The organism is Klebsiella ornithinolytica NBRC 105727 = ATCC 31898, from assembly GCF_001598295.1.
GTDB classification, from domain to species: domain Bacteria; phylum Pseudomonadota; class Gammaproteobacteria; order Enterobacterales; family Enterobacteriaceae; genus Klebsiella; species Klebsiella ornithinolytica.
The window spans coordinates 488,226-500,675 of record NZ_BCYR01000001.1 but is presented as its reverse complement, the minus strand read 5'-3'; the positions used below and the strand labels follow the sequence as shown (position 1 = coordinate 500,675).

The window sequence follows — 12,450 nt, the reverse complement described above, 5'->3', positions numbered from 1 at the left end:
AGGCGTTACGGCGTGACGATATTGAACCAGAATTCAAACTTGTCCATATAGCCCAGCATCTCGTTCAGCTTCTCACCGTTACCGGTGACCTTCACTTCGCCCTTATCTTCAGCCTGTTTCAGGGTCTCTTCTTTCAGGATGATTTTGTTGAGCGTCGCGCGGTCAAGCACGATGGTTGCATCGGCATCTTTCGCTTCGGCATTGGCGGTGTGGTTCAACACGCCGTTTTCCAGCTCCAGCTTGTATTTGCCGCCGTCATTGCCGAGGTCGATGTTAAATACCGCTTTGGCCTTACCGGCTTTTTCACCGTTGATATGCACGGCCAGGTAGTCGAAGAACATTTCTGGCGTCATGGCGCGCACGGTGTCCGGGCTGGCGGTGTTCGGCGTCGGCAGTTTCTGCACGCCGTTACGCAATTCCTGCGCACCGGTGAGGTAGAAGTTACGCCACGGACCGGATTCGGCCTGATAGCCCAGCTGCTCCAGGGCATCCGCTTCGAGGTTACGCGCATCCTGGTTTTGCGGATCGGCGAAGACAATCTTGCTGACCACCTGGGCGACCCAGCGGTAGTTACCCTGCGAGTAGTCTTCTTTCGCTTTCTTCATGATGGCATCGGCGCCGCCCATGTATTCCACGAATTTCTTCGCCGCTTCTTCCGGCGGCAGTTCGTCGAGGGTCGCCGGGTTGCCGTCAAACCAGCCGAGATACAGCACGTAGGTGGCCTTCACGTCATGGCTGACGGAGCCGTAGTAACCGCGGTTCGCCCAGGTATGCGCCAGGCTGTCCGGCAGCTTGAATTTGGCTGCGATTTCGTCACGGGTCAGCCCTTCGTTGGCCATGCGCAGGGTCTGGTCGTTGATATAACGATACAGGTCACGCTGGCTTTTCAGCAGGTTAACGACGTTTTCGTTGCCCCAGGTCGGCCAGTGGTGCTGAGCCATGATGATCTCAGCTTTATCACCCCAGCGTACAATCGCTTCGTTGATATATTTCGACCATGGCAGCGGTTCACGAATTTTCGCGCCGCGCAGGGAGTAGGTGTTGTGCAGGGTATGGGTGACATCTTCCGCCGATTCGATGAGTTTCTTCTCTTCGATATACCACAGCATTTCAGACGGCGCTTCGGAGCCCGGCGCCAGCATAAAGTCGTAGGTCAGGCCGTCGATAACTTCTTTCTGCCCGTCCTTCTCGATGATATTGGTCGGGGCAATCAGGGTCACGGTACCGGCGGAGGTGGTGGTCCCCAGCCCGGCGCCCACCTGGCCTTTGGCATCAGGCTTGAGCAGGTTGCCGTACATGTAGCTGGCGCGACGGCTCATGACGTTACCGGCCATGATATTTTCCGCCACCGCGGCTTCCATAAAGCCGGACGGCGCATAGATTTTGACTTTGCCCGCTTTCACGTCGGCTTCATCGATCACGCCGCGCACGCCGCCGTAGTGGTCAACGTGGCTGTGGGTGTAGATAACCGCCACGACCGGTTTTTTACCGCGGTTTTTATAGTACAGATCCATCCCCACTTTCGCCGTTTCGGCGGAAACCAGCGGGTCAACCACGGTAATCCCTTCTTTCCCTTCGATGATGGTCATGTTGGACAGGTCGAGGTTACGAATCTGGTACACGCCGTCGGTGACTTCAAACAGACCGCTGATGTTGATCAGCTGAGACTGGCGCCACAGGCTCGGGTTAACGGTATCCGGCGCTTTTTCTCCCTCTTTAATGAAGGCGTACTGCTGCGGATCCCAGACCACGTTGCCTTGCTCGCCTTTGATGACCTCGGTAGGCAGGGCGGCGATAAAGCCTTTGTGGGCGTTGGTGAAATCGGTGTTATCGGAGAAAGGGAGCTGATTATACAGTGCGTCATTCGCTTGCTTTGTTGCTGCTGTTGCCTCTCCCGGTGCAACCTCAGCCCAGGCGGGAAGGGTAATGGCCGATAGCATTCCTGCTAATGCCATTCCTTTCACTATGGGGGTTAAGCTCATTGGAATCCTCATGTTTTCGCTGATTCACTCGGTATTTTCGATATGACGTCATGTTAAGATTTGTAACACTTACTTAAACAATAACCGCTTGTTTCCATTGATCAAGTTTATGGTTACAAAAATGTTTATTTAGTTAATAAATGGTATTGGCGGCGTTGGGGGGATCGCGGCGAGGCGCTTGCGTCAGGCGTCGGCTTCCCGTAACCTGCCTGCAGAGAACGTTTATATCTTCTCAATGACTCGGGGTGCCCTTCCTGGTGAAGGCTGAGAAAGACCCGTACCACCTGATCTGGATAATGCCAGCGTAGGGAAGTCAGAGACCAAAGGGTCGTTGCTTCTTCATCGCCTGGCTGGAGCAAACGATGCAAGCTGAGCCTCTCAATCCCGCGCATATTGCGCATCTGCAACATCTTTTTCGCCGTCATTCCCCCCTTGTTCACTGCATGACTAACGATGTGGTACAGACCTTTACTGCCAACGTACTGCTGGCGGTCGGCGCCTCGCCCGCGATGGTGATCGATCCGCAGGAAGCGAGCCAGTTTGCGGCGCTCGCGGATGCGCTGCTGATTAACGTCGGAACCTTAACCGTCGACCGTGCGCAGGCGATGCGCGCCGCGGCACTCAGCGCGCAAAACGCGGGCAAACCGTGGGCGCTGGATCCGGTGGCGGTCGGGGCGTTAACCCTGCGCAGCGCGTTTTGCCATGAATTGTTAAGCCTGCAACCGGCCGCCATTCGCGGCAATGCGTCTGAGATTATGGCGCTGGCCGGAATGAGCGCCGGCGGACGCGGGGTCGATACTACCGATACCGCGGCGGCGGCGCTGCCCGCCGCACAGGCCCTGGCGCGGCAGATCAATACCATTGTCGCGGTGACCGGCGAAGTAGATTACGTCACCGACGGCCAGCGTACGCGTGCGGTCAGCGGCGGCGATCGGTTGATGACCCGGGTCGTGGGGACCGGCTGTGCGCTTTCGGCGGTGGTGGCGGCCAGTACCGCCATGCCTGGCGATCGCCTCGAAAACGTTGCTGCCGCCTGCGGGCTGATGAAACAGGCGGGCGGCGCGGCGGCGCGCGGCAGAGGGCCGGGCAGTTTTACCCCGGCATTTCTTGACGCGCTGTACGGGGAGAACAACGGATGAAACGAATTAATGCGCTGACTATTGCCGGTACTGATCCCAGCGGCGGCGCGGGGATCCAGGCCGACCTGAAAACTTTCTCTGCCCTCGGGGCCTATGGTTGTTCGGTGATCACCGCGCTGGTGGCGCAAAACACCCGCGGCGTGCAGTCGGTCTATCGCATCGACCCGGATTTTGTTGCCGCACAGCTGGATTCGGTATTCAGCGACGTCCGTATCGATACCACGAAAATTGGCATGCTGGCGGAAACGGATATCGTGGAAGCCGTGGCGGAGCGTCTGGCGCGCTATCAGATTGACAACGTTGTCCTGGATACGGTCATGCTGGCGAAAAGCGGCGATCCGCTGCTCTCGGCTTCGGCGGTGGCGACGCTACGCACCCGCCTGCTGCCGCAGGTTTCGCTGATCACGCCGAATCTGCCGGAGGCGGCGGCGCTGCTGGATGCGCCGCACGCGCAGAGCGAGAAAGAGATGCTGGAGCAGGGGCGGGCGCTGCTGGCGATGGGCTGCGGCGCAGTGCTGATGAAAGGCGGTCATCTCGACAACGCGGAAAGCCCGGACTGGCTGTTTACCCGCGATGGCGAGCAGCGCTTCACCGCGCCGCGGGTCCAGACTAAAAATACGCACGGAACCGGCTGTACGCTCTCCGCGGCGCTGGCGGCGCTGCGCCCGCGCTATCGCGACTGGGGAGAGACGGTTGCCGAGGCGAAAGGCTGGCTCTCTGCGGCGCTGGCGCAGGCGGATTCGCTGGAGGTGGGCCACGGTATCGGGCCGGTTCACCATTTCCACGCGTGGTGGTAAGCCTGATATACTGGCGTGAGAATTCTGCCAGGAAAAGATAAATGGAACAGGCGCATACCCGGTTAATTAGCCAGCTTGTTGAACGGATTGCGGCGTCGGATAACGCGCCGCTCTATCTGAAGTTTGCCGACACGATTAAGGATGCCGTGCGCAGCGGCTGGCTGGAAAATGGCAATATTCTTCCCGGTGAACGCGATCTCAGCCAGCTGACCGGCGTGTCGCGCATCACCGTCCGCAAAGCGCTCCAGCTGCTGGAAGACGAAGGCGTGGTGACCCGCTCGCGGGGTTACGGGACGCAGATCAACAATATCTTTGAATATTCGCTGAAAGAAGCGCGCGGCTTTACTCAGCAGGTGGTTTTACGCGGCAAGAAGCCGGATACGCTGTGGGTGAATAAACGCGTTGTCAAATGTCCGGAGGAGGTTGCCCGCCAGCTGGCAATCGCGGTGGGCAGCGATGTGTTTATGCTCAAACGCATTCGGTATGTTGATGAGGACGCGGTCTCGCTCGAAGAGTCCTGGGTGCCTGCGCATCTGATCCATGACGTTGATGCGATCAGCGTCTCGCTGTATGACTACTTTCGTAGCCAGCAGATTCTGCCGCAGCGGACCCGCTCGCGCGTCAGCGCCCGGATGCCGGACGCCGAATTTCAGTCGCATATTAAGATGGACAGCGCCATCCCGGTGCTGGTGATCAAGCAGGTTGCCCTCGATCAGTACCAGCACCCCATTGAATACAGCATCAGCTACTGCCGCAGCGATCTATACGTTTTTGTGTGCGAGGAGTAGCGCTTCGCGGTGCGGGGCGCAATCGCCGCCCCGATGGCCCACGACCCAGGCCGCAACGGCATTCCCCAGCGTAACCGCCTCCCCCAGACTCCAGCCGGCGGCCAGCCCGGCAAGCGTACCGCCGGCGTGACTGTCCCCGGCGCCGATCGTATCGACGACCGTGGTCGGGAAAGGGGCGGCGAGACCGCTCTCCTGCGGGCTGAAATAGCAGGCGCCTTCTTTATCCAGACGCACAATCAGCGGTGCGGCATATTTCTTCAGCCAGGCGGCGCCAAATGCGCTGACCTCGGGCGAAAATCCGTGCGCTTCAGCCGCGATGACGGCTTCCTGGCGGTTGACGGAAACCAGTGGCTTCAGGGCCATCAGACGCGTCATCAGCGTTTCGGGAATATCGGCAATCCGCGGGCCAAAGTCGATAAAGGCACTTACCTGCGGCTGCCGTTCCAGCCAGGAGACCAGTCGTTCGCCGCTGGCGGATGCCAGCTGATAGCCGGAAAGATAGACCAGGCTGCCGGAGGGGGCATGCACGCGTTCGAGCCACGCATCACACCACTGATTTTCCACACCGCTGAAGGACATAAAGGTCCGCTCGCCGTCCGGCTCTACCAGCGCCAGGCACCAGCCATTGTCGCCGTCCGCCTGGCTGATGACGCTGGTTAACCCCTCTTTGGCGAGGCGCTGGCGGATAATTTCCGCCCACACGCCCTGGCCAATCGGCAGCGCATTTTGTGCATCGATCCCCAGCCTTTTTAAGGTCACGGCGATGTTTAACGCGCAGCCGCCGACATTAACGCTCTGTTGCTGCAGTTCGATATCACATCCGCGCCAGGGCAGAGCATAGGCGTCGGCGATCACGTCAATCACCGCGGCGCCGAGGACGGTGACCGGACGTTGCGCCTTCAGCGTGGCCAGTTTATCCGTTAACTGTTGGGCATTCATTCGGCCTCCCGCTGCTGACGATAGTGCATCAGGGCATCGGCGTAGCGCGTGAAGTCCAGCTTATTGACCTCGTCCAGGCGTGCCTTGAAAGCACTATCGATGGCGGAAATCCCGTGTAACGCGCCGCAAATCGCCGTCGCCATGGCCCCGATGGTATCGGTATCGCCGCCCAGATTGGCGCAGAGAATGGCGCAGCGGTTAGGGTCGGTACCGGCCAGTTCCACCATCGCTATCGCGCACGGGACGGATTCAATGGTGCTGGTTCCGGCGCCAATCAGCTGATAAAGCTGCTCGCTGGCGGACTCGAGGCCATCTGCCTGGCGTACGGTGCGTAACGCCAGCTCAATACGCAGCGCCAGCGAGGCGCTAAAGGTTGTGGTCTTCTGTTCCTGCGCGTGGCGCGCCACGGCCGGCAGGGCGTCAACAATCGCTGGCCAGCCGGCGCCGTCAACGGCGCGGGAGATTGCCCAGGCGATAACCGTCGCGCCGGCGATGGCTAAATCCGATTTATGCGTCGGGCTGGAGGCCGCGGCCACGTCGCTGATAAATGCATCAAGATTGTCGCCCGGCAGCAGGCAGCCCAGCGGTGAGGCGCGCATCGCCGCGCCGTTGGTCACGCCGTTATTGTCCAGTTCGCTTACCGGTTTGCCGTTGCGAATCGCGTTGAGAGCAATTTTCGATGTCGGTCCTAAGACGTTTTTATTAAATGCATCAAAGCCTTCTGCCCAACGCAGAATATGTCGGCCAATGACATCCGGGACGATCTGCCCGTCGCATTCGATAATGGCGTCAGCGAGGCACAGGGCCATCGAGGTGTCATCGGTAAATTCCGCCTCGGCAAAGTAGCAGGCGGCGTTATTCTCCGCCGGGCCCGGCAGGAAGCGGTCGATCCAGCCAAAATGGGCTTTCACCCGCGATCGTGGCCATAGCTCTGACGGCATGCCCATCGCATCCCCTAACGCCTGCCCGTAAAGAGCACCGAGAATACGTTCTGCTTTCATTTCACTTCCCCTTGTTTAAGCTCAGCATTTTCTGTATCGACGTCGATGGTCGTAATTTCTTTGTCCGATTCCCGGAAAAACACCATGAACAGCACGGCGATAATCGCAATCATGATGGCGCCGAACGTCCACATGCCCGCCCAGTTGAAGGTGAGCCCGTTGACGGGTTGCGGGTAGGCGAACATTTTTTCCATCATCACGCCGCCGAGGCGGTAACCGAGCAGGCTGCCAAAGCCCTGGCAGCAGAGCGTAATTAACCCCTGGGCCGCATTACGCATCGATACCGGCGCCTTCTTATCAACGTAGATATAGGCGGTAACGTAGTAAAAATCGTAGCTGACGCCGTGCAGCAGAATGCCGAGGAACATCAGCGTATAGGTGAAATAGTTCTCCGCGCCGCCGAAGACAAAAAAGCCATAGCGAATGGCGGCGGTGATCAGACCAAGTAACAGAACCTTTTTAATACCAAACCGTTTAGTAAAGAACGGCAGAGCTAGCATAAAGAAGATTTCAGAGAACTGGCCGAGGGTCATCCATCCGGTGGCGTGCTTCATGCCGGCTTCGGTGAGGTAGCCGTTGGCGAAGATGTAATAGAAGGCCAGCGGCATGGCAAACAGAAAAGAGCAGAAGAAAAAGACGAGGAAGTTTTTATCGCGCAGCAGGATTAACGCATCCAGCCCCAGCATCACTTTCAGGTCCAGTTTTCCACGGCTTTTCGGCGGCGTGTCCGGCAGGAACAGGGCAAAGACGCCGAGCAGCGCAGAGCTGCCGGCGGCAATCAGCAGCGGGACATTGGTGGGCGAAATGTCGCTCAGACCGAACATCTGCGGTAAAAATCCGCATACCAGCCCGGAGCCGATCCAGCCGATCGTCCCCATCACCCGAATCCGCGGGAAATCGCGCTCAACGTCCGCCACGTTAGAAAAGGCGATGCTGTTGGTCAGCGCAATGGTCGGCATGTAGGTTAGCGAGTAGGCGAGCAGGAGCGGGAAGAAGCCGCCGAAGGTCGTCTGCTGCGCGGCGAAGTACATCAATATCGCCCCGGCGAACATCAGCACCGCCAGCACTCTCTGTGCGGAAAAGAAGCGGTCGGTCAGCGATCCCACCAGGATCGGCGAAAGAATCGCGGCGATGGCGGTACAGGCGTAGGACCAGCCGATTTCACCGGCGCTGAAGCCGCTTTTACTCAGCCACAGCCAGAGAGGGACAAACCAGGCCCCCCAGATAAACCATTCAACGAACATCATGAACGACAGCTTTGCTGTAGTTTTCATCTTTAGATCCTTCATGACAGGTAGGGTACACCTTTAAGATACCACTTGATAATACCTTTAAAATACCTTTGAGCGGATTGTTTGAGCAGGCTAACACTTTTTGTCCCTGAATCGTGCCAGCTGAAATGGCTGAAAAGTGCGATTCCGGCTGGAAAATATGCTAAGACGGTACCAGGCTTAACCTGCCCAAATAAGTGGGTCAGGATAATACATGCCGGCTGCGGCCGGCACTTACGGGAGCATAGCTATGACTGATATTACGCAGTTGCTTGGCAAAGATGCCGACAGCCTTTTACAGCACCGTTGTATGACCATTCCAGCCGACCAGCTTTATCTGCCGGGGGCGGATTACGTTGACCGGGTCATGGTGGATAACAATCGTCCGCCGGCGGTGCTGCGTAATATGCAGACCCTGTACAATACGGGGCGCCTGGCCGGAACCGGATACCTTTCCATCCTGCCGGTAGACCAGGGCGTGGAACACTCGGCGGGCGCCTCTTTTGCCGCCAACCCGCTCTACTTTGATCCGAAAAATATCGTCGAACTGGCTATCGAAGCCGGTTGTAACTGCGTAGCGTCCACCTATGGCGTACTGGCCTCGGTATCGCGTCGGTATGCGCACCGCATTCCCTTCCTGGTGAAGCTAAATCATAACGAGACGCTGAGTTACCCGAATACCTTCGACCAGACGCTGTACGCCAGCGTTGAGCAGGCCTTTAATATGGGGGCGGTGGCGGTGGGCGCGACGATCTACTTCGGTTCCGAAGAGTCGCGTCGGCAGATTGAAGAGATCTCCGCGGCGTTTGAACGCGCGCATGAACTGGGGCTGGTGACCGTGCTGTGGGCCTATCTGCGTAACCCGGCGTTTAAGAAAGATGGCGTCGATTATCATGTGTCGGCCGATTTAACCGGGCAGGCTAACCATCTGGCGGCCACCATTGGCGCTGATATCGTGAAGCAGAAAATGGCGGAAAATAACGGCGGCTATAAGGCGGTGAACTTTGGTTACACTGACGATCGCGTCTATAGCAAGCTGACCTCGGAGAATCCTATCGATCTGGTCCGTTATCAGCTGGCGAACTGCTATATGGGACGCGCCGGGTTGATTAACTCCGGCGGCGCGGCGGGCGGTGAAACTGACCTGTCGGATGCCGTACGTACGGCGGTCATCAATAAGCGTGCGGGCGGGATGGGGCTGATTCTCGGTCGTAAAGCGTTTAAAAAATCGATGAGCGACGGCGTGAAGCTGATCAACGCCGTACAGGATGTTTACCTCGATGGCAAAGTGACGATCGCCTGATCCTGAATGCGGTAAAAAAATCGCTCTGTCGGGCGTCATGCTGGCCACTTAAGGTGACCAGCATTTTTTTTGCTTTATCACCGGCGAGGACAGCCTCGCCTGCAGACGTGTTGAAAACCTGACAGCGCCGCATAAAAAACCGCCAATCTCTGTGAGGTGACGGATTCTTACACCTTTGCCGGATCGGTCAGCCGACCCGTAAACGATCGGCATTACTCTCTGTCGGGAAGGGGTTTTTATGCTCAGGAGACGCTCGTTTTCAGCGCGACGGCGACGGAGGGGCGGGTCACGCCCGGCTGCTCGACGCGAATATAGGCGCAGAGGAAAAAGGCCAGCACGTACAGCGCGGTGTACGCCACCACCACCCCAATCGTACTGAAGTACGGCAGCAGCACCACCGCAATCGCCGGCGCCAGGAAGTTGGACAGCCCCGCCGACAGGTTGTAGACCGAAATGGCCGCCCCTTTATGCTGCGGCTCCAGCGCCGGGAAGACCGCCGCCATCGGCACAAACGCCGCCACAAAAATCCCCAGCGCAATCGCCGGCACCAGCGCCATGGCAAAGTTATGCCCGAAATGCTGCGGGATGTAGTAAAACGCCAGGCTCGACAGCGCCATCCCGATACAGCCAAACCAGCGAATCACCTTCATCCAGCCCATCTTCTCCGCCACGATCCCCCAGAAAACGTTAGAGAAAATGGTGGTGAAGAAGAAAGCCGCCCACACCTGGAGCCACTCGGAGGTGGTAAAGCCCAGCTCATCGACAAACATCATCGGCATGATCACCGCAAAGCCAAACAGCGACAGGGTGTTGATGATGCGCACCATGCTGGAAAGCAAAATATTGCGGTTGGTGTAGAGCAGGGTGGCGGCGCGCCCCAGCTCAGCAAACTTCTCGCGGGTGGTGAGGTTCTGCATATGGCGCGGCGTCTGAATATGGCGCAGCGAGACCAGGGCGATAATGCCGCCGGTGATGCAGAATACCAGCGCCAGCCACAGGGTGCCCAGCTCGCCAATATGCGGGATGGTAAAGCTCGGGATATAGCTGCCAAAGACGCCAATGCCGACCGAGTAGACCGCCCAGAACCAGCCCAGCGCCGAGCTGGCGCTGTCGCTTTTCACGTTGTGCACGATGGCGACGATAAAGGAGTAGAGGAACAGCGGGTAGGCAAAGCCGCGAATACCGTAGAACAGCAGGATCAGCGGGTAGTTGGCGTGGCCGAGGCCGAAAATCAGGAACAGCACGTGGAACACGCACCACAGCACAAAGCCGATCAGCATGGTTTTCTGCGGAGTGATGATCTCGGCGACCACGCCGGAGATCCACGCCGACAGGGCGGCGGCGAGGCCGTAGAGGGTAAAGGCGAAAGAGGCCTGGGCCGGGGTGAAGCCCAGCTCCTTGATGTAGTGCGAGAGAAAAGCCAGCTCAAAGCCGTCGCCGGTCATAAACACGGCGATGGCGATGTATCCCCAGATCAGATTCAGCGGCAGACCGAACCACTGTTTGCTATTCACGGACATAATGACCTCGTTTTCAGGGTACAGGAAGACACTCCGGTGTCGTCACCGGAGGTTTTTTTATTATTAAAAGAGTGGGGCAGAGCCTCGGGACGCTACTCCCGAATCAGCCGGGCGGCCTGTTGCAACGCCAGGTAAGCTTCGTAGCGACGCTGATGAAGCGCTTGATATTGCGTCGTACAGCGGTAGGTTTTATCTACCCGGGTGAATTGCTTCATCGCTTCCGGCAGCGAGGCGGAAACCCGGCCGGCCACGGCGCCCAGAATGGCCGAACCTAACAGCACCGGTTCGCTGCATTCGGTGCTGACAATCGTCATACCGCAGGCATCGGCCAGCAGCTGGCGCACCAGCGGATGCTGCCCTGCGCCGCCGCTGATGACGATATTCTCGCTGTTAATCCCGCAGGCCTTTTGCGCGTCAACAATCTGCCGCAGGCCGTAGCCGATACCGCATAATCCCGCGACGTAGAGCGCCAGCAGATTATCCAGATCGCGCTCCATGCCCAATCCGGCAATGACCGCTTTGGCATCCGGGTCCGCCAGCGGCGCGCGGTTACCTAAGAACTCCGGCACCACGTGCAGTCCGGCGGCGAGTCCGGCGGCCTCGGAAGGGGTCGCCACCTGGGCCAGCACCCGATCGGCGAGATAGACCGGCAGCGGTACGCCCGCTTCCTGTGCCAGCTCGCGTGCCTGCGCCGCCGCAGGATGGAAACTTAACAGCTGGTCGATGGCGGCGCCTGCCGCGCTTTGCCCGCCTTCGCTCAGCCACAGGCCCGGTACCATGGCAGAGTAGTAAGGCCCCCAGACGCCGGGCACGAAGACGGCGTCTGGGGTGGTAGTCATGGTGCAGGAGGAGGTGCCGAAAACATAGGCCATGTTGCTGACCGCGCCGTTGAGAACCCCCACGGTGCCGATACCGCCGGCGTGGGCATCAATCATGCCCACCGCTACAGGGGTACCGACCGGCAGGCCCATCTCGTGCGCCACTTCTGCGCAAAGGCCCTGACCGCACGGCGTTCCCGGGTCGACAATACGCTGGCCAATGCGCGCAAAGTTATCTTCGGCCAGATCTCCCAGACCAATCTGCCGGAAGTAGCCGGCATCCCAGCGCTGCTCATGGGCCAGGTAGGTCCATTTGCAGGTGACGGTACACACCGAACGAGCTAAGTCGCCGGTGGCGCGCCAGGTCAGGTAATCGGCCAGGTCGAAAAAGTGGCGCGCCTGCTCATAGATATGCGGGCGGTTCTCCTTGAGCCAGAGGATTTTCGGCGTTTCCATCTCCGGCGAAATCCTGCCGCCGACGTACTGCAATACGGCATGTCCGGTGGTGTTAATCTGCTCCGCCTGGCCGATGGCGCGGTGATCCATCCAGACGATGATGTTGCGGTCCGGATCGTCGGAAGGCCCGACCGCCAGCGGCTCTCCGTTTTCACCAACCACGACTAACGAACAGGTGGCGTCAAAACCAATCCCGGCGACCGACTCCGGCGGCATGCCGGAGTGCGCCACGGCGGTTTTAATACACTCGCAGACCGCCTGCCAAATCTGGCGGCTGGATTGTTCCACCTGGTTTCCCGCGCTGCGAAACAGGGTGATTTCCCGCGTGGCATGGGCAAGCAGCTTGCCCTGACGGTTGAAGATGCCGGCGCGCACGCTGCCGGAGCCGACATCAACGCCAATAATGGTTTGGGTATCGTTATTCATAAAGCCGTCC

At 58.8% G+C, this 12,450-nt stretch carries 10 protein-coding genes and 1 riboswitch; of the genes, 4 read left to right on the top strand and 6 right to left on the bottom strand.

The features are described from left to right. Positions 1 to 5: 5 nt before the first annotated feature. Complete coding sequence (locus ROR01S_RS02195; protein ID WP_004864681.1) at positions 6 to 1,982, bottom strand: alkyl/aryl-sulfatase; 1,977 nt, start codon at positions 1,980 to 1,982, stop codon at positions 6 to 8. A 231-nt stretch (positions 1,983 to 2,213) separates the two neighbouring features. Then, a riboswitch (TPP riboswitch) is annotated at positions 2,214 to 2,310 on the top strand. Positions 2,311 to 2,344: 34 nt separating this feature from the next. On the opposite strand from ROR01S_RS02195, the gene thiM reads away from it, so the two are divergent. Genes thiM through ROR01S_RS02180 form a run of 3 tightly spaced genes read left to right on the top strand, consistent with a single transcriptional unit; the run spans position 2,345 to position 4,706 of the window. Continuing rightward, entirely contained in the window at positions 2,345 to 3,121 is a 777-nt protein-coding gene (gene thiM / locus ROR01S_RS02190) for a hydroxyethylthiazole kinase (RefSeq protein WP_044350880.1), read from the top strand. Continuing rightward, positions 3,118 to 3,918 (top strand): bifunctional hydroxymethylpyrimidine kinase/phosphomethylpyrimidine kinase, encoded by an 801-nt coding sequence (thiD, locus tag ROR01S_RS02185; RefSeq protein WP_015583862.1) that lies wholly within the window; start codon positions 3,118 to 3,120, stop codon positions 3,916 to 3,918. Before thiM ends, thiD begins: the two co-directional genes overlap by 4 nt. 41 nt (positions 3,919 to 3,959) lie before the next feature. Beyond that, positions 3,960 to 4,706, top strand: a complete 747-nt coding sequence (locus ROR01S_RS02180; RefSeq protein WP_015583863.1) for a GntR family transcriptional regulator — start codon at positions 3,960 to 3,962, stop codon at positions 4,704 to 4,706. On the opposite strand, the gene ROR01S_RS02175 is transcribed toward ROR01S_RS02180, so the two are convergent. From ROR01S_RS02175 to ROR01S_RS02165, 3 genes are read right to left on the bottom strand one after another with little or no spacing between them, the layout of a single operon-like run. Then, entirely contained in the window at positions 4,680 to 5,645 is a 966-nt protein-coding gene (locus tag ROR01S_RS02175) for a PfkB family carbohydrate kinase (protein WP_032717943.1), read from the bottom strand. The genes ROR01S_RS02180 and ROR01S_RS02175 overlap by 27 nt on opposite strands. Next, positions 5,642 to 6,646, bottom strand: coding sequence for an ADP-ribosylglycohydrolase family protein (locus ROR01S_RS02170; RefSeq protein WP_064356844.1), 1,005 nt, complete (start codon positions 6,644 to 6,646; stop codon positions 5,642 to 5,644). Before ROR01S_RS02170 ends, ROR01S_RS02175 begins: the two co-directional genes overlap by 4 nt. Next, complete coding sequence (locus ROR01S_RS02165; RefSeq protein ID WP_015583866.1) at positions 6,643 to 7,920, bottom strand: nucleoside permease; 1,278 nt, start codon at positions 7,918 to 7,920, stop codon at positions 6,643 to 6,645. Before ROR01S_RS02165 ends, ROR01S_RS02170 begins: the two co-directional genes overlap by 4 nt. Positions 7,921 to 8,167: 247 nt before the next feature. Between ROR01S_RS02165 and fbaB the strand changes: the two genes are divergently transcribed. Further along, positions 8,168 to 9,220, top strand: a complete 1,053-nt coding sequence (gene fbaB / locus ROR01S_RS02160; RefSeq protein WP_015583867.1) for a class I fructose-bisphosphate aldolase — start codon at positions 8,168 to 8,170, stop codon at positions 9,218 to 9,220. Between the two features lie 242 nt (positions 9,221 to 9,462). On the opposite strand, the gene ROR01S_RS02155 is transcribed toward fbaB, so the two are convergent. Together ROR01S_RS02155 and ROR01S_RS02150 are read right to left on the bottom strand one after the other, a co-directional pair. Further along, on the bottom strand, positions 9,463 to 10,740 hold the full coding sequence (locus ROR01S_RS02155) for an RbtT/DalT/CsbX family MFS transporter (RefSeq protein ID WP_064359069.1): 1,278 nt from the start codon (positions 10,738 to 10,740) through the stop codon (positions 9,463 to 9,465). A 92-nt stretch (positions 10,741 to 10,832) separates the two neighbouring features. Continuing rightward, positions 10,833 to 12,440 (bottom strand): FGGY-family carbohydrate kinase, encoded by a 1,608-nt coding sequence (locus ROR01S_RS02150; protein WP_064359068.1) that lies wholly within the window; start codon positions 12,438 to 12,440, stop codon positions 10,833 to 10,835. Between the last annotated feature and the right edge of the window lie 10 nt (positions 12,441 to 12,450).